The sequence below is a fragment of the Pantoea sp. MQR6 genome, from assembly GCF_022761075.1.
In the GTDB taxonomy this organism is placed as follows: domain Bacteria; phylum Pseudomonadota; class Gammaproteobacteria; order Enterobacterales; family Enterobacteriaceae; genus Pantoea; species Pantoea phytostimulans.
Map to the genome: position 1 here is coordinate 360,855 of NZ_JAKYXB010000001.1, position 20,366 is coordinate 381,220.

Here is a 20,366-nt window from a genome sequence, read left to right on the forward strand (position 1 = left end):
CAGATACCTGAATTATCGCGCAACCAGTCGCGCACTGGCGGCCACAGCTAACAGTAACAGCGCAATCAGCAAAAACGCGCCGCTGAGGCTGATCCATTGGGAAATGAATCCGATTAAGGCCGGACCTGAGAGAATACCCGCATATCCCAGTGTTGTCATGGCGGATATCGCCAGATTTGCCGGCATATCTTGTTGTTTCCCTACCGCATTGAAGAGCATAGGCACCGTGTTTGCTAAGCCAAAACCCACCAGCAGAAAGGCGAACAGCGCCATTTCAGGCCAGGGTAACAATACCGCTAATGTCATGCCTGCCGCCGCCGCCAAAGCGCCCGTCAGCATCACGGGATAGCGACCAAAGCGGTTAATGATTTTGTCACCGCTGAAACGTCCCAGCGTCATCGCAACCGAAAACAGCGCATAGCCGAGACCTGCGTGAGCGGGTGCCATCTCCGGGCTTTGCAGCAGCAGCAGCGCACCCCAGTCGAGCACCGCGCCTTCTGCCAGAAACAGAATAAAGCAAAGCGCACCGAGAAAGGCGACCCAGCCACGCGGGATCACTAACCAAGGTTGTTCGGGCTGGTGCAACCGTTCATTCATAAAATTTGGCAGGCGCCAAACCAGTAACAGCAGCATGACCACCATGACAATCAGTACGGAGGTCAGCGGCGTAAGCGCGGCGCTTAACAGTAAACTCACCGTTCCCGCGCCCAAAATGCCGCCCAGGCTAAAAAATCCATGAAAACCAGACATCATTGCCCGACCTGACGCTTTCTCTACCTCAACGGCTTGGTAGTTCATTGCCACATCCAGCGTACCTAAACCCGCACCAAACACCATCAGCGACGCTGCCATTAAGGCCAATGAATCTGCCGTGGCTAATAAAGGCATAACTGACAACACAACAAGTGTTGAAAGCAGCATGACGCGACGACAGCCGAAACGACCGACCAGCGTACCGGTAACCGGCATCGCTGCCAGCGAACCAATGCCTAAACAGAGCAATAACGCGCCCAATGAGGCACCGCTTAACTGCAAGCGATCGCGTGCAAAAGGCACCAGCGGCGCCCATGCAGACATGCCTAATCCGTTGATCAGAAAGATGATGCGCGTGCCCCAATAAAGGCGGCTGTTCTGTTTATTTTGCTGTGCGGCGTCCAGTGCGGTCATAGGTAAAATTCATTAGTAGCAAAGCGGCCAAGTGTAACATCGAAGCCGCTTTTATCTGCTCGCCATTCGCTTTTATTAGGCGATTTTCAATAGCGAACTGTCGGCAAAAAAGGGAGTTTACCGACTTTTTTCGCGTCGCGATTCTTTTCCAGAACTTTCCTGGCATCACCGTCATCCACAAGGTGGACTTAACCCAAATTTCTTCGCGCAATTTCAGTACGTTACTTTATTAAAAAAAAGTAAACCGAGATCAAAAATGTGCGCCGCATCACCCGGTGAAACTAATTTTATTAGCCGCTTGCCACCTTTTTAATCACTCTTTTTCAACCTCTTTAAGCAGTTATAGGAAACAGCTGGCAACAAATTGATATGAGAAAACAAAGATAAAGCGCACCCATTCATCTTTCTAACGCGAATTTTGTTAATGATAACCAAATTAAAACATAACAAAATCTGTACATTGAAGTTGATTTTTCTGTTCGTTACGTCAAAGATTGATCAGGTAGAAATCTGAAAATTTATGTATAAAAAAATAAATTAAATTAAAAATTCACCCAGCCAGCAAGGCTCATAGCCGGTCGCTGAAAATAATTGGCCATAAGGCCTTTACATTCACCAGGCAAGACGCTTTCTGCATCGCAGAAAGTGAGGTAATGCGTGGATCTTAAAAGCATAAATCTAATTTATGATTTTGAATTCAGTATATTAGCTAATCTGGTGGAGTAGGGGTTACAACATGGCAGAACTCACTCAAGGCCGAGTCGATATCATTTCTCGTGAAAACGGCACACTGATCTCTCAGTCCAACGGCGGTTTAACTCAAACAATTAACCTCGCAGAACCCAGCATAGTGCGCATCAACGGCACGCGCGCCATGGTGGTTCAATACGAACGTCAGGGTGACGATCTTATTCTGCATATGCGCGACGGCAGCACCGTACGCTATCAGAAATTTTTCTTTGACGATGTCGAAGGCGAACACAGCGAACTGGTTTTTGATGATGGCGTAAATCCCCCGGAACACGCGCTGTTTCCCACCACAGCGGAAGGCACAGACCTGGCCGCTGCGTCAGTTACACCTACCTATGAATCTCTCAACAGCGTAGATCCGCTGCTGCTGGCTGAAAATGCCAATATCTCAGCGGGTGTCTTAACCGCCGGCGGTTTAGGTGTGCTGGGTCTGGCAGGTATCGCCATCGGCGCAGCGGGCGGTGGTGGTGGTGGCGGTGGCGGTGGTGGCAATGACGGCGGCACAGACAACCCTGCGCCAGGCACACCGACTATCAGCATCAATCCCTTTGCCGGTGACAATGTGCTGGATAACGCGGAAAAAACCGCGACGCAAACCCTCAGCGGTAACACCACTAACGTGGAGGCGGGCCAGCTGGTCACCATCACGCTGGGCGGTCAGAACTACAGCACCACTGTCGGTGCGGATGGCAGCTGGAGCATCAACGTACCTGCCGATGCGTTAGCTGCATTAGCCGCGGGTAACACCAGCATCAGCGTTTCCGTTAACAACGCGGCGGGCACCGTAGCAACCAGCGATCTGGCGATCACAGTGGAAGCGCCGCCTGTGACCGAACCCGGCACGCCAGTCATCAGCATCAATCCATTTGCGGGTGACAACGTGCTGGATAACGCTGAAAAGACGGCAACACAAACCATTAGCGGCACCACCTCTAACGTGGAGGCGGGCCAGCTGGTGACTATCACGTTGGGCGGACAAAGTTACAGCGCGACGGTGGGCGCAAATGGCAGTTGGAGCGTAGGCGTTCCCGCCACGGCGCTGGCAGCGCTGGCAAGCGGCGCGAATGTGATTAGCGTTACGGTTAATAATGCAGCCGGTACGCCAGCTGAGAGCAGTCTCAATATCACAGTGGATGGTGTGGACAGTGAGCCTGATTCACCGGTGATTAACATTGCTCTGTTTGCGGGCGACGATATCCTGGACAACAGCGAGAAGGGGACAGCGCAAACACTTTCTGGCACAACCAGCGATGTTGAAGCGGGTCGAGTGGTGACGATCACCCTTGGCGAGCAAAGCTTCTCCGCCACGGTTAACGCCAATGGTAGTTGGAGTGTCACTATCCCGCCTGAGGTTTTGTCAGCACTGGCTGCAGGTTCAGTCACGATCACCGCGACGGTAAGCAACGCCGCAGGGATTGTAGTGACAGAAACGCGCGAAGTTTCTGTGGAAGCGCCAGGAATCCCTAATGAGCCTGGCGTTACACTCACCACACCTTTTGGCGATGGCGTACTCGATCCGGGTGAAAAAGAGATTGCACAAACACTGAGCGGTTCTACCACCAATATCGAAGCGGGTCAGACAGTTACCGTTACGCTCAATGGCACGAATTATACCGCCTTGGTGGCTGAGGACGGCAGCTGGAGCGTGGTGCTTCCTGCTGACGCATTGGCTGCGCTGGCTGCGGGTAATGCCACGCTGACTATCAGCGTGACCACCGCGAACGGAACCGTGGTTAGCGAAGATTACAACTTCCTGGTCGGCACGCCAGCCGTAACGGAACCGACCATCACACTGGATAACTTCGCCGGTGACAACGTTCTCGATGAAACGGAAAAAGGTCTTGGGCAAGTTCTCAGCGGTACGACCACCAATGTTGAGGAAGGTCAGTTTGTCACCTTAACGTTGAACGGCCAGGTTTATAGCGCTGCCGTTGGCGCGGAGGGTAACTGGAGTATTACGTTACCGCCTGCGCTGTTGCAGTCGCTGGCAGCGGGAGAGTTGACGCTGGCCGTGAGTGTCTCGAATGCGTCTGGCGGCACCGCCACCGGAACGGTGGACGTCACAGTAGAAGCGGGACCGCCGACGATTGCGGCGGCAGTGTTTGCTGGCGATGGTGTGCTTGATGCCACTGAAGCGGCTGGCCCGCTGACGTTGAGTGGGACAACCACGGGCGTAGAAGCGGGAAATACCGTGTCAGTGACGTTCAACGGCAATAATTACACGGGCATCGTTGGGCCGGATGGCAGTTGGAGCATTGCGCTGCCTGATGGTGTCTTGGCCGATGTAGCGCCGGGCGCTGCATCGCTGGTGGTCATCGTCACCAATAATTCAGGCACCGAAGCCACGCAACAAATTAACTACACGGTTGCCGCGCCTGAGCCACAGCCAGGCGATCCGGTTATTAGCGTTGATGCTTTCACCGGCGATGATGTGCTGGATAACAGCGAAAAGGGCAGCGATCAAACCGTAAGCGGTACTACCACTGACGTCGAAGCCGGGCAAGTGGTCACGCTGACGCTCAACGGGCAAAGCTACAGCGGCACGGTGGAAAGTGACGGCGCATGGAGCATTAACGTTCCTTCTTCTGCGCTGACTGCATTGGCAACCGGCACTGCGAGTTTCGCTGTCAGCGTGAGCAACGCGGCGGGGGATGTTGCCACAGTTACCCATGACGTCACTGTAAATGCCCCGTTGCCGACCCTTAGCGTGAATGCTTTTACTGACGACGGCGTGCTGGACGGCATCGAGCAGGGCAGCGATCAAACTCTGAGCGGCAACACCACCAACATTGAAGCGGGTCAAATCGTTACGGTCACGCTGGGCGGTGAATCGTTCACCAGCACCGTTGCCGCAGATGGCAGTTGGCGTGTGACTCTGCCAGCCGCTACCCTTGGCACGTTAGCGGAAGGCACTAACACCGCTTCGGTCAGTGTCACCAATGTGGCAGGTGAGACGGCCTCCAGTGATTACAACTTCACCGTTACGCTGCCAGTCACAGCCGAACCAACCATTACAGTGAACGCCTTCGCCGGTGATGACGTGCTGGATGTGGGCGAAAAAAGCAGTAGCCAGACGTTGTCCGGTACCACTGAAAACGTTGAGCAAGGTGCAGTTGTCACCGTTAGCCTGGACGGCCAAAGCTGGAGCGCCACGGTCTCTGGCAATGGCAGTTGGAGCGTAAGCATTCCGGCTGAGGCGCTCGCCTCGCTGGCAGCAGGCAGTGCCACACTTGGCGTTTCTGTAGCCAGTACTCAAGGCACTGCAACCGCGTCACGGACTTTCACTGTCGAAGCGCCGGATGGCGTATTAACGGTGAATCCGATCAGTGATGACGGCTATTTGAATGCGGAAGAAACTGCCAGCCCGCTGCAAATTACCGGGCAGGCAGAGAATGTGGCAGAAGGCGCCGTTATCACGGTTAATTTCAACGGTACGGATTACAGCGGTACGGTTGACGCGCAAGGTAACTGGAGTGTCACCGTCCCTGCTGACGCGCTGACCGGCTTGCAAGATGGCATCCAAACCCTGCAAATCAGCGCAACGGACAGCAACGGTAATCCAGCCAGCAGCAGTGCAACGCTCAATGTTGTCGTAGAGAACATTCCAGATGTCAGCGTAGGCACATCAGTACTGACCGATGGCACGCTGGACGCCACGGATGCTGCCAGCGACCTCAATCTCAGCGGCAGTACTGGCGCAACCGGCGCAGGCCAGACGGTAACGGTGAATGTAGGCGGTACCGATTACTCCGCTACCGTGAGTGAAGATGGAAGCTGGACGCTAACGCTGCCAGCAGCAGATTTGCAGGCGCTGCCACAGGGCGCGAGCACCGTCACCATTACTGCCCGCGACGCAGCCAATAACACCAATGTTGAAACCCTGAACTTTACCGTCGATACCGGTCCGAGCACGCCAGCTGAACCGACTATCAGCGTTAACATCTTTGCTAACGATGATCTGCTGGATAACAGCGAAAAAGCCACCGACCAAACGCTCTCTGGATCGACCACCAATGTCGAAGAAGGACAGGTAGTTACGCTTACGCTCAACGGACAAACTTACAGCGCACAGGTTGATGCTGAAGGTAACTGGAGCACCAGCGTCCCAACGGCTGACTTAATTGCACTGGCCGCGGGCACGGCAACGGTTGATGTGAGCGTCACCAACGTTGCTGGCGCAACCGCCACCAGCAGCCATGACTTTAGTGTTGCCCCAGCTGAAGGTCTGCCGGGCATCATCACCATCAGCGAACCCTTAAGCAGCGATGGCTATCTGAACGCTGACGACGCCACGCAAGATCTGATCATCACCGGAACGGCTGTTGGCGTGGCGGAAGGCCAGCTGGTAACGGTGAGCTTCAATAATGTGAACTACAGCGGCAGCGTAGCGGCTAACGGAAGTTGGTCCATTACCTTGCCGTCTACAGCCTTTGCAAATATTGCTGATGGGCTGCAGCAGGTTACCGCCAGCGTGACGGATGCTAACGGTGCAGTGGTCAGCGACCAGGCGGGATTAACGGTTGCCGTTACTGCTCAACCGCAAGTTAATCTGGATGAAACCGCCTTCAGTGACGGTGTGCTAAGCGATGCCGAAGTCGGTAGCGATCAAATTCTTAGCGGCACGACGGGTTTGCCCGGTGCAGGACAGCGGGTTGAAGTCGAACTCAATGGGAAAGTTTACAGCAGCGTGGTGAATGCGGACGGTTCCTGGAGTCTTTCGCTGCCTGCAGCCGATCTCGCTTTGCTGGCGCAGGGGCCGAATAGCCTGACGGTTACTGTTACGGATGCCGCGAACAACAGCAACAGCGAAACCATCAATTTCACTGTGGACAGCCTGTTACCGGTGCTAAATCTTGGCCCTGTCGCGGGTGATGATGGGGTATTAAACAGTGAGGAAATAGCCAGCGGCCTGCCGCTTACCGGTTCAGGCTCTGCACCGGGTGACGTGGTGACAGTGTCGCTTAACGGCGCAAACTATAGCGCAGTAGTAGGCAACGATGGCAACTGGACGGTAAACGTGCCGGCTGAAGCGTTGCAAACGCTGGCAGACGGCAGCAGTTATACCCTGACCGTTACCGTAAGCGATGCCATTGGTAACGTAATCAGCCAGTCACAAACGCTGACCGTGGATACGCTCGCCCCAGCAGGCAGCATCAATGCGCCTGGCGGGGACGGCATTCTGGGCGCCAACGATCTGTCAGAGCCGCTGATTCTCAGCGGCACCGGTTCACCGGGCGACAGCGTGACCGTTACGCTCAATGGCCAAAGTTATACCGCGATTGTCGCGGATAATGGTCAGTGGAACACCTCTGTACCCACAGCCGATCTTGCCGCGCTCACCGATCCTTCTTATCCGGTTAGCGTGACAATTACGAATGCCGTGGGGAATAGCACCACGCAAGACACCACATTGACCGTGGCGACGACGCCACCACCGCTGACGGTGGGTGATTTGGGCGGTGATGGTGTCATCAATGCGGGAGAGGCTCAGCAGCCGTTAATTGTGACCGGCGTCGGTAGCAGCGGCGACACCATTACCGTGAGTCTGAACGGTCAAACCTATAGCACGGTTGTGGGCGATAACGGCAGCTGGAGCGTCAGTGTGCCTGCGGCGGATGTGGCGCAAGTGCCTAACGGGCCACAATCGGTTGCCGTCACGGCAACCGATGCCAACGGCAACACCACAACGGTTACTGATACGCTGGAGTTTGCGACGACGCCACCGCCAGCCACAGTGACGCAGCCTGCCAGCGATGGCTACATCAATATTGGTGAACACACCCAAGATTTAGAACTGAATGGCGCAGGCGGCACGCCAGGCAATAATGTCTCGGTGGTGTTTAACGGTGACACCTACACCACCACCGTTGGCAATGATGGCAACTGGTCGGTGACCGTACCGGCAGAAGCTGTCAGCCAGTTGGGTGATGGTATCTATCCCGTGACCGTCACCATCGATGATCAATATGGCAACAGCACCACCGTGGTCTCGGATGTCACCGTAGTAGCAGAAACCGCACGTACCTTAACCATTGCGCCGGTAACGGGTGATGATGTTATCGATCGCGCCGAGCAACTCAGCGATGTATTGATTACGGGTACAACAAACGTACCCGCAGGACAGCCGGTACTGCTCTCAATTAACGGGCAAACTTATGATGGCGTCGTTCAGCCTGGCGGAAGCTGGAGCGTCACGCTGCCAGCCGGTTCGCTGGGCGGCGTTGGCACCAAAGCTTATACCGTTACCATTACTGATGCAGCAGGCAATCAGGCCACTGGCAATGGCGAACTTTCAGTCGTTACCACCGCCGATCCGGTGCTGGCGATTGCGCCCATCAGTGAAGACAACGCCTATAATGCCGCAGAGTCGGCCAGCGATCTGATCATCAGCGGCAGTTCGGCGAATCTACCCGCAGAGACTATCGTCACCGTTAATGTCGGCGGCGTGAGCTATTCCAGTGCGCTGGATGAAAGCGGCGGCTGGTCGATCACCGTACCGGCGGCGATTGCCAGTGAGTTGGATCAGGGCAATCAAACTATTACCGTTACCGCGGGCGGCGTAGAGGTGACGCAAACCGTGCTGATTGCGACCACGCCATTAGCCGCACCCGTTGTTGAAACGCCGTTTGATGACGGCGTGTTAAACAGCAACGAAGTGAATGTCCCTCAAACCCTGAGCGGCACCGCAGCGGCAGGGCAAACCGTCACCGTCACGGTGGGAGATAATAGCTATCCCACCACGGTGGACCCGCAGGGGAACTGGAGCGTTAACATCCCACCGAGCACGTTACAGGGGCTGGGACAAGGTGCTAACACGGTTATCGTTACGGTCAGTGATGCGGCTGGCAATGCCACCAGCACCACCGTGCCGATCACGGTTGACACCGGTACGCCAACAGCCACCATCAACCCTGTTGCTGGAGACGGCATCATTAATGCGGCTGAAGCAGAAAATGATGTGCTGGTGCGCGGCAGTGCCGCACCTGGCAGCAGCGTCAGTGTGGAACTGAACGGCGAAACTTACGCCGCCACGGTGGCGCAGGATGGCAGTTGGGTGGCCACCTTGCCAGCCGCCGATCTGCAAGCGCTGGCGGAGGGTCGCTACGATCTGAACGTCACGGTGACGACAGCGAACGGCAATAGCGGCACCACCTCTTCCGCACTGACTATTGATACCACTGCGCCGACTTTCGTCTTTAATTCGCCAGCTGGCGATGGCGTTCTTAACGCCAGCGAACAGGCAAATGGCGTCACCTTCACCGGCAGCGGCAGCGCTGGCGATAACGTCAGTCTGACGCTGGATAATGTGACGTATACCGGCACGGTAGATGAAAACGGTCAGTGGGCGCTGGATATTCCTGCCAGCAACCTGGCGGGCCTCACTAATGGTAACTATCCCATTACGGTGATCGTCAGCGATGCTGCGGGCAATACCGCGAGCGAGACCCGTAATCTGACGGTTGATACCAGCGCTCCGCCATTGGTCGTCAACCCGGTTAGCGGCGATTACAACCTCAACACCAACGATCTGACGCAACCGCTGACTATCAGCGGATCGGGTCAAAACGGCGATCAGGTGAGTGTGAGCCTGAACGGTAAGTTTTACCGTACGCAGGTGGGTGTGAATGGATTGTGGTCGTTGCAAATTGCACCCACCGATCTACAAGCACTGCCGCCGGGTACGAATCCCCTGACGATTACCCTTACGGATGCACAGGGCAACCAAACAACGGTCACCAGCGACCTGAATGTGGCGACCGATCCACTGGTGCTGCCGACCATTACGGTTGATAGCGCAGGCTTCGCCGGTGATGGCATCTTAAACGCCGCAGAACAGCAGCAACCGCAAACGCTGAGTGGTTCAACCACCAATGTTGAACAAGGCCAGCAGGTTTCCGTCACGCTGGAGGGTACAACCTACACCGGCGTAGTGGGCGCAAACGGTGAATGGAGCATTATTCTACCTCCGGCGGCGTTGGCAACGCTGGCTGACGGTAGCCAAACACTGACAGTGAATGTGATCAACGCCGTGGGCAATACCAGCAGCGGTGAAGCGACATTCACTGTTGATAGCAGCGTGGGTGGCGTGGCTTTGGCACCGGTGAGCGGCGATAACTATCTCAACGCCGCTGAAGTTGGTGGTGAGGTTACCTTTGGCGGTAGCACCAGCAACATTGCGGCGGGCAGCATCGTTACGGTGAACGTAAACGGGGCGGATTATTCCACCACGGTCGGCGCAGATGGAAACTGGACACTGACACTGCCTGCGGGCACCTTCAGCAACGTTGCGGAGGGTGCGTTGACGGTGACCACCACCGTCACCGATGCTAACGGCCTGACATTGGCCTCACAAACTGACACGCTGAATGTTCTAACCACCACGCCACCAGCTACCGCAGGTGTGGCGTTTGGCGATGGCATTCTCAATGCAGATGAAGCCGCTGCTAACGGGGCGATCAGCGGCACAACCGGCGTCAGCAATCCGGGCCAGGTAGTGACTATCTCCCTGAATGGCGTGGATTACAGTGGGCTGGCTGACGCAACAGGCGCCTGGCAGGTTTCGATCCCGGCCGAAGTGTTGGCAGCGCTGCCCAATGGCAGCACGCCATACAGCGTCACCGTGACCGATATTGCTGGCAACAGCAGTAGCGCCCAGGGCACTTTTGAGGTCAATACGCTGCCGCCAGCGTTAACCCTGAATGAGCCAGCGGGCGACGGCATCCTCAATGCCAATGAAGTCACGCAGCCGCTGAATCTCACCGGCACCAGTGAAGGCAATGCGCTGATTTCAGCCACCTTCAATGGCACCACTTACAGCGTTAACGCCGATGCAGACGGCAACTGGACACTGCCTGTGCCGGCAGAAGCGTTTGCCGGAGTAGTCAACGGTAGCTATCCGCTGACCGTCACGGCCAGCAATGCGGCAGGTAATGTCACCACTGAAGTCAGCAGCTTAACGGTGAAAGCCGATGCTGCCAGCCTGCCGACGTTGGCCCTGAATCCGTTTGCCGGTGACAACACGGTGGATGGCGCAGAACGACAAACCGATCAAATCCTTTCCGGAACCACCACGAACGTAGAGGCGGGCCAGATCGTGACGTTGACGATTGGCGGTCAACCCTTTACTGGCGTCGTGCAAGCGAGTGGTGACTGGAGCCTGACTGTCCCTTCCGGTGTGCTGACGGCGTTGGCCGATGGCACGGCAACTTATACAGTGGCCGTCAGTGATGTGGCGGGCAACGTGGCATCGGGTAATGTGACGATTACCGCTAACAGCACGGCATCTGGCCTGTCGCTGGATGCGCTAAGCGGTGATAACTATCTGAATCTGAATGAAAGCGCGGATCCGTTGATTGTGACGGGCACCTCGGCCAACGTCGGCGAAGGCGGCATCGTCACGCTGTTGCTGAACAACGTGGGCTACAGTGGCGTGGTCTTTGCGACAGGAACCTGGAATATCATTGTGCCTGCCGAGGCGCTGGCAAACCTGCCGGATGGACCACAGACCCTGACGGTGACAGCAGCAGACTCAACGGGCGCAACCCTCAGCAGCACCGCCACGCTGAATGTGATCATCAATAACTTGCCTGATGCAGCCATAACCACGCAATTGGGTGGCGGTACGCTGAATGCCACGGATGTCGGCTCTGCGCAAACCCTGAGCGGCTCAACTGGCGTCACGGGCGATGGTCAAGCGGTCAGCGTGACATTAAACGGCACTGACTACAGCGGTACGGTCGATGGCAACGGCAACTGGAGCATCACGCTTCCTGCTGAGGCGCTGGATGCACTGGATGAAGGCACCACGGATTATGTTGTCACGGTAAGTGATGCAGCAGGGAACACCAGCGCGGTAAACGGCAGCGTCGATATAGATCTCACACCACCCACCCTTACCCTGGGTGCGGTGGCGGGGGATAACATCGTCAATGTGGCTGAAAGCGCTGAGGTCATTACCCTGACCGGTAACAGCGATGCAACGGGCCAAACGGTAACCATTACCTTGAATAATCAGGTCTGGACCACCACCGTGGGTAACGATGGCAACTGGAGCCTGGATCTGCCCGCCGGTGTGCTGGCGGGTGTGCCTGCTGGTGCATACACGTTGACCGCCACGGTCAGCGATGCGGCAGGCAACAGTTTCACTGAAACACGCGAGATCAATGTTGCCACTGGCGAGCTGGCGATCAGCATCGAACCGCCGTTTACGGAGGGTTATCTGAGTCAGGCTGAGGCGGGGCAAAACCAAACGCTGAGCGGCACTACGGGTGTTACCGGTGAAGGACAAACCGTTACGGTAACGCTCGGAGGAACGGATTATCCTGCTGAAGTGGATGCCAATGGTAACTGGACGCTGACCTTAGAGAGCAGCGTGCTGCAAGGGCTTGATCAAGGTATCACGACGCTTGTGGTTAACGTTGCGGATGCCGCCGGCAATACAGGCAGCCTGGAAAGCAGCGTGACGGTTGATTTCGTTGCGCCAACGCTGACCGTTAATGACATCGCGGATGATAACGTCATTAACTCGATTGAAGTTTTGCAGGAAATTCCAATCAGCGGCACCGCGTCGTTAGCGGATGTCGGACAAACCGTGACCGTGACATTTAATGGTCAGGCTTATCAAACGCTGGTGCTTTCAGATGGCACCTGGAGCGTGAATTTACCGGCCAGTGCAATACAGGGCTTAACGGATGGCGATTACCCGGTGGGGATCTCGCTGACCGATGCGGCGGGTAACACCACCAACATCAGCCAGACCGTGACGCGTGATGCCGATGCCGTTGATCTTCCTACCTTATCGGTGGGTGCGATCAGTGATGATAACTACGTCAATCGCGTTGAGGCGGGTGAGGCGCTGACGATCAGTGGCACCAGCACCAATCTGGCTGAAGGGCAACTTGTCACTGTCACGCTGAATGGTCAGAGCTACAGCGGGACAGTCGAGGCGAATGGTAACTGGACGGCGACAGTGCCCGCTGCAGATGTTGGCGCGCTGGCGGATGGTGAGCAGGTTATCGTGGTGACTGCCGCAGACAGTTCAGGTAATCCAGCCAGCAGCAGCAGCAGTTTTGTGGTGGTTGCCAGCGAGGCTGTTCAGCCCACGCTCAGCGTCAATGTGGTAGCAGGTGATGATGTGATCAACGCCAGCGAGGCGGGAGAAACCTTGGTGCTGAGCGGCAGCAGTACGTTACTGCTGCAAGGCACGGAAGTGACTGTCACGTTGAATGATATCGATTACAGCACCACCATTGATGCAAACGGAAACTGGAGCGTTTCAGTGCCGGCTGACGTTGTCGCTGATCTACCGCAAGGGGCATTAACCCTGACGGTTACGGCGAATGATGAAGCGGGCAACCCGGCAAACATCAGCCACGATGTTACGGTGAACAGCGATCTGCCCGCCTTGAGTGGTATTTCACTCAGCGCAGGTGACACCTTAAATCTTGCCGAGTCGCTGCAGGATTTGGTGGTCAGCGGCACCACTGAAGCCAATCTTCCGGTTTCAGTGACGCTCAATGGCATCACTTACACCACCACAGCCGCAGAGAATGGCAGCTGGAGTTTGTCGATTCCTGCGGCCGATCTGCAACAGTTAGCGGATGGCGGAACCACCCTGAACATTGCGGTAACGGATGCCGATGGCAACACCGCCACCGATACCGCTGATCTTAACGTGGCCTTTAATACGCTCCCTACACTGACGCTGGAGCTGCCGTTTGGCGATGCCTTGCTCAGTCAAGCCGATGTGGGTATTGAACAAACGCTGAGCGGCACTTCCAGCGAACTCGCTGAAAATACGGTAATCACTGTAGATATTGGCGAACTCAGCTTCACCACGCAGGTTGGCGCAGATGGCAGCTGGAGTCTGACGCTGCCAGCCAATACGTTGACCGCTGTCGCTGATGGCATTATTCAGCTTACCGTAACGGCCAACGATGCAGCGGGTAACCCGGCACAAGCGTCTGCCAGTGTGGAAGTTCTTCAGACGCCGCCAGCGCTGCCAACAATTGGCGAGACACAGTTTGGCGATAACGTGATTAACAGCACGGAAGCGGGAACGGTACAGTTGATTACCGGCACCATCGACGCCAGTGATGGGCAAACCGTGACGGTGAATGTGGATGGCAATCCACTCACAGTCACCGTTGATGCTAACGGTAACTGGACAGCCAGCTTGCCGCCAACGCTGATCACCAGCCTGGGTAACGGAACGCACACCCTCACTGTGGTCACTACCGACCGTGCGGGCAACACGTCCGAGGCAACACAAGACTTTACCTCGGCCATCACCGCCATTGCTCAACCCACGCTCGATACACCGTTTGGCGATGGACGCATCAACGCTGACGAAGCCGCGGCAGATGGAAGCCTTACCGGCAATCTCAACATTGATAATGCAGCATCAGTGAGTGTCAGCCTGAACGGAACGGTTTACCCCGCCACGATTAATGGTGACGGTACCTGGTCACTGGAATTGCCCACAGAGTTGCTGCAAACCCTGCCCGATGGCACCTGGCCAGTCACGGTAATGGTCACCGACAATGTCGGGAATACCGCCTCAATCGACGGCTCGGTGCAGGTGGTGGTAAACACCTTGCCAGACGTAACCCTGAACCTGCCCTTTGGTAACGGTGCGCTGGATGCGACAGAAGCGGCAACCGCGCAAACGCTGAGTGGGACAACGGGTATCACGGGCGCAGGTCAGGTGGTCGGCGTGACCATTGAGGGCCTGAATAGCGACCAGCCATTCAACGCCACGGTGCTTGAAGATGGCTCATGGACATTGACGTTAAGCCCCGCCGATTTGGCGACCCTGGCGAATGGCACGCACACCATCAGCGTTACGGCGACAGACATTGCGGGCAACAGCGACACGACATCACAGGAGGTGATTACCGCTGTCACTGCTCCAGCACCGACCTTTGCGCCCAATCAGTTTGGCGATGATAACGTGCTCAACATCAGCGAGGCCGCCAGTGGCCTGGTACTAACCGGTACCACAGGTAGCACCGGGGCCAATCAGGCAGTGAGTATCACGGTCGATGTTAACGGCACGCGTTATACCGGTACCGTAAGCGAGCAAGGTGAGTGGAACGTCAATATACCGGCAGGTGCGCTGAGTTCGCTGGGCAATGGCAGCCATACGCTGAACGTGACGGTAGTTGATGCCGCAGGTAACAGCGTGACGTCGCCGTTTACCTTTACTTCCGATCTCACCCCGCTGCGCCCAACGGTTGACGCACAGTTTGATGATGGCTTCATTAATGCGGCTCAAGCCGCAGAAGACTTCACGCTGAGCGGTACCACCGGTAAAGCGGGAGCAGGTCAGACCGTGACTGTCACCATGGGCGATGAAAGCTATGCGGCAACGGTAGATGAAAACGGCGGCTGGACGGTGCTCATCACGTCTGAAGAACTGGCCGGTTTTGCAGATGGCAGTTATCCCGTTTCGGTGACAGCAACGGACGTTAACGGCAATACGGCGACGATCAGCAATACCTTGGTGGTCGATACCACGCCACCGACGATCACCGTTAATACATTTGCTGGCGACAATGCGCTGAATTATGCCGAAAGTATCCTGCCACAAGTTCTGAGTGGCTCGGCAACGGGCGCGCAAACGGGTTCAGTGCTAACCGTGAGCTTAAACGGCACGGCGTTGGGTACGGCAACGGTAGGAAGTGATGGCACATGGAGCCTGACTTTAACGCCAGCGCAGTTGGCAACCTTCACTTCAGGTTCTAACACCGTCACCTTTACCGTTAGCGATCTGGCGGGTAACCCTGCGACGGAAACTGTCACCTATGCAGTGGATCTCACACCGCCACCGGGACCATTGGTAACGCTGGGTGCAGTTTCTGGCGATAACATTGTCAGCACGGTTGATCAGGCGCAGGGATCGGTAGCCATCACTGGCACCTCCGCAAACCTGGGCGCGGGCGGCGTGGTTGAGGTGGTGATTGGCACAACAACCTACACCACAACCATTGATGGCAGCGGTAACTGGAGCACTTCCGTGCCGGCCACCGCTTTTGGCGATAGCGATGGAAACGTAGCGGTAACGGTCAATGCCAGCGGCGCTAACGGTTCTGTCACTACCGGCGGCAATGTGGTGGTTGATCTTACGCCGCCAACGTTGACGATTAACAACTTCGCCACTGACAACGTGGTCAACGCCAATGAAAGCGAGGTACGTCAATCCATCAGCGGGACGGCTTCCACTTCGGAAGTGGGGCGCACCGTGGTGGTCACGCTCAATGGCAAAACCTACAACGCCATTGTGCAGGGTGACGGTAGCTGGTCTACCAATGTTCCCGCAGCGGATATGCAGGCGCTGGCTGACGGTTCGCAAACTATCACCGCTCAGCTCAGCGATGCGGCAGGTAACGTTACCAATGCCAACGAAGCCATCACTGTAGATACCTCAGCACCGCTGATTGAGCTGGACGCGTTCTTAGGCGACAACCTGATTAACGCCGCCGATATTCTGGCAACGCAGGTGTTAACCGGCAGAGCACCTGGCGCAGAAGGCGAAACCGTTTATCTCTATGCTGGCGACAGCGCGCCCCTTGCCTCGGCGGTGGTGGCTGCTGATGGCACGTTTAGTCTGGATCTCTCGCCACAGGTGCTGGGCAGCCTGACGGAAGGCGCGCTGGTGTTTGGCGTGCGTGTCAGCGATGACGCTGGCAACCAAACGGATGCCACATTGACCGTTAACAAAGTGGTCAACGCAGCGTTGAATCTGGTGGTCGACTCGGTGTTTGGCGACGGAACCTTGAGTGCCGTCGATACCACCGTCGCGCAGATCATCAGCGGTACCGCAGAATCGGCTGGCGTTGGAGCGATCGTCTCCGTGGTCGTGGGCGGCACTTCGCTCACTGCATCGGTGGGTCAGGATGGCAAATGGGCCATTGTGGTCCCGCCAAACGTGCTGGATCTGCTTACGGATGGCCAGTTAGCGTTGGATGTTACCTTGACCGATGCCGCTGGCAACAGTCGCACCGTAGGTGAAACGGTCACCGCCATTGTTGATGCGGTACCCGTGGTGGGGAATCTCGTCGGGCTGTTTGGTGGCGATAACCTGCTGAATATTGCGGAAGCTGCGGCGGGCCAATTAATCGGTGGCGTCATTGAAAACGCTGCGGAAGGTTCGCAGGTCACCGTGACTTTCGGCAGTCGCAGTTATACCACGACGGTGCAGGCTGGCGGCAACTGGAGCGTCACGCTGCCGACGGGCGATCTGACCTCCTTGTTGAATGGTGATTTGTCACTGGGTGTGAGCGTGACAGATGTCGCGGGTAACGTGGCGTCCAGCAGCGCAACCATCGGCATCTTTACCCAGCAGCCGTCCATCAGCCTGACGTCGCTGTTTGGTGATGGCATCCTGAATCTGGTTGATATTGCGACCAATCAGACCATCAGCGGTGTGGTAAACAACGTCGCTGCCGGATCAACGGTGACGCTGAACGTGGGCAACAGCCAGGTTACGGCGCTAGTCGGCACCGGCGGAGCCTTTAGCGCGACGGTCACGCCAGACATTCTTTCTACTCTGGCGCAAGGCAATCTCACTGTGGGTGCCAGCGTGACGGATGCGGCAGGCAACACTGCCTCAACCAGCGCAGGTATTCGCGTTGATACGATTTTGCCCACCATCTCGGTCAATCCGCTGTTTGGCGATGGTTTGTTAAATGTGGCAGATGCACTGGTGAGCCAGGTGATTGGCGGCGTTGTTGGCGGGGCGGAAGCGGGATCGCGCGTGGTGGTTTCCATCGGCGGTCAGCAATATGCAACACTAACCGATGCCAGCGGTAACTTTAGCGTTTCGCTCTCGCCAACGCTGTTACAAGGCATTGCGGATGGCAACCTGACGGTGGGCGTGAGCGTCACCGATACCGCAGGCAACACCACCAGCACCACGGCAGGCGCGCTTGTAGGCATTCATAACCTACCGAAAGTGGTACTGAATCCGCTGTTTGGCGATGGTGTACTCAACCTTGTGGAGTCATTGGTCACACAAACCGTGAGTGGTACGGTCACGGGCGTGGCGGGTGGTAGCACGGTAAGACTGGCGATTGGCAGTATTAGCGCTACCGCAACAGTCAACAATGATGGCACCTTCTCGACGCAGTTAACGCCAGACCTGCTCAGTACGCTGTTAGGCGGCAACTTTACCGTCAGCGCCTCGGTGACTGATGTCGTAGGTAACACCACCACCACCCTTGCCGGTGTTCAGCTGGCAATTGGCAACCAGCCGACATTAACCCTTAATACGGTGTTTGGCGATGGCGTGTTGAGTGCAGGCGATTTGGCCTCTAACCAAACCATCAGCGGCTCCAGTAGCAATCTGGCTGCGGGTTCAACCGTGAGCGCAACGCTGAACGGCGTAACCTACACCACCAAAGTGGTCAGTGGTGGTAGCTGGAGCATCAGCGTGCCAAAAGCCGATCTTGCCGCGATCGCTGATGGCACTAAAACAGTGGCCGTCACCGCCACGGATGCTTACGGCAACGTGGCAAACGGCAGCGGCAATCTCAGCGTGATTAGCCATGTCGCCCCAACCGTTGCCATCACCTCGCTGTTTGGTGATAACGCGCTCAGTGTTGTCGATGTGAAAACAACGCAAACCATCAGTGGTACCGCCACCAATGCGGAAGGTTCGGTGATTCGCGTTACGGTGGGATCACAAACGTATAGCACCACAGTTAACGGCAGTGGTGCCTGGAGCTTGTCGGTATCGCCGGCTAACCTTGCGGCGATTGCAGATGGAACCTACACGGTGTCAGCCAGCGTGACCAACAGCGTGGGCAGCAGCGGCAGTGGAACAGCAACATTGGGCGTAGCCAGCCATAGCACCCCAACGGTTGGGCTTAACAGCTACTTCGGTACGGATGGCTACCTCAATATCGCTGAGTCCAATGTCGCGGAAACCATTAGCGGCACCAGCACGAATGCGGTGGGTGGGCAAGTGAGCGTCACGCTGGGTAGCACAACGTTAACCGGCACGATAGGGGCTAACGGTGTCTGGAGCATCAGCGTCCCGTCAGGAGTCTTGAAAGCGATTCCCGATGGCAGCCAGAACATGGTTGTTACCGTACGGGATATTGGTGGCAACACCGTCACCACCAACAGCGCCTTTAATGCCTTGTCGCATAATGCGCCGCTGGTGGGAGCCGATCCGGTGCTCAACATAGTGACCTCGCTGCTAACCGGATTTACGGTGAACGGAGGATCGTTATATGCAGCGCAGGGCTCAGTCGTGAAGGTCACGCTGCTCAATTCATCCGGCGGGCTTTCTAATGTCAGTGTTACCACCACCACCGATGCTCTGGGTCGCTACAGCGCCAGGTTCACTTCCGGGCAGTTATTGTCGTTAAGTGGGTTGGTTCTTTCTGCGCTGACTGCGGCGCAAATCAGAATCACCGATGCGGCAGGCAACACCTCAGCGTCGAATGTCACGCTGCTGCTGGGATCGTTGCTGGCGGTGCCTGCTGCGACAACAGCTTTCAGCACGCTTTCTGTGGATGACACCGCGACAGCTGCTGCCGTTGCCGATCACAACTCAACTGCGTCAACCAGCACGGAAGCGACGACAAACGCCAAAGTGGCTGCAGTGGCGGCTTCCAGCCTGGTCACGGAAGCGGACACTGCCAGCGATACCTCGACCACCAGCAGCACTGAAACCCAGGATGCCACGGCAACCGCAGGCGTGACAGCAGTTGCCGATGATCAAAGTTACACCATCGGTGGCGTGGTGATCACGCTGGCGGACGGCACCACGGCAGAGGGCGCATCGGTAACGGGTAGCGCAGGTGATGACACGGTTAACGTCAGCACCCTGAACTTCACCCATATTGATGGCGGTGCGGGCACCGATACCCTGGTGCTCAACGGCGATCATATGACATTGGATCTTACCTCGCTGGGCCTGAAAGTAGAGCACATTGAAGTGCTGGATTTGGGTACAACCGGCACCAACGCGGTGAAACTCGATCTCAATGAAGCACTTAACATTACTGATAAGCAGAGTGATGATTTGGTGATCAAAGGGGCTGATGGCAGTCAGGTGACGTTGGCAAATACCAATGGCGGCGTGTGGGAAGTCACTGGACAGCGCACCGTGGAGGGACAAACCTTCGAGGTTTATCACAACTCGGCGCTGAGCAGCGATAACACCTTGGGCGATGTGTTAGTGCAACACAACTTGCAGGTACATGTGGTGTAAGCCCGCATTGTAACGGTAAGGTGTACTGATGAATCAGCGAGTGTGTGAGCACTCGCTGATTTTTTTTATTTGCGGTTCGTGATAATCAATTTTCCAGATTTTCGCCACTATCCATCAATTGAATGAAAGATTAGGGTAGGTGCAACTGCACAGTGCAAGGCTGTGTGATGCATAAAACCGGACGTTGGTATTTTACTTTTCTCTTCTGCTGAGACTTATTCATTAA

At 56.2% G+C, this 20,366-nt stretch carries 2 protein-coding genes; one reads left to right on the forward strand and one right to left on the reverse strand.

Annotation, left to right across the window (positions count from 1 at the left end):
- Window positions 1-12: 12 nt before the first annotated feature.
- The gene (locus tag MUG06_RS01670) at window positions 13-1,167 is read right to left on the reverse strand and encodes an MFS transporter (RefSeq protein WP_215846131.1); all 1,155 of its coding nucleotides are present in this window, start codon (window positions 1,165-1,167) and stop codon (window positions 13-15) included.
- 736 nt (window positions 1,168-1,903) lie between these two features.
- Here MUG06_RS01670 and MUG06_RS01675 point away from each other — a divergent pair.
- A complete protein-coding gene (locus tag MUG06_RS01675) occupies window positions 1,904-20,140 on the forward strand; it encodes an Ig-like domain-containing protein (RefSeq protein ID WP_243077526.1) in 18,237 nt (6,078 codons plus the stop codon).
- Window positions 20,141-20,366 lie beyond the last annotated feature (226 nt).

Bases quoted from the DNA above. Each gene is read 5' to 3' on its own strand.
- MUG06_RS01670 (WP_215846131.1), bottom strand. From the start codon at position 1,167: ATGACCGCACTGGACGCCGCACAGCAAAATAAACAGAACAGCCGCCTT.
- MUG06_RS01675 (WP_243077526.1), top strand. From the start codon at position 1,904: ATGGCAGAACTCACTCAAGGCCGAGTCGATATCATTTCTCGTGAAAAC.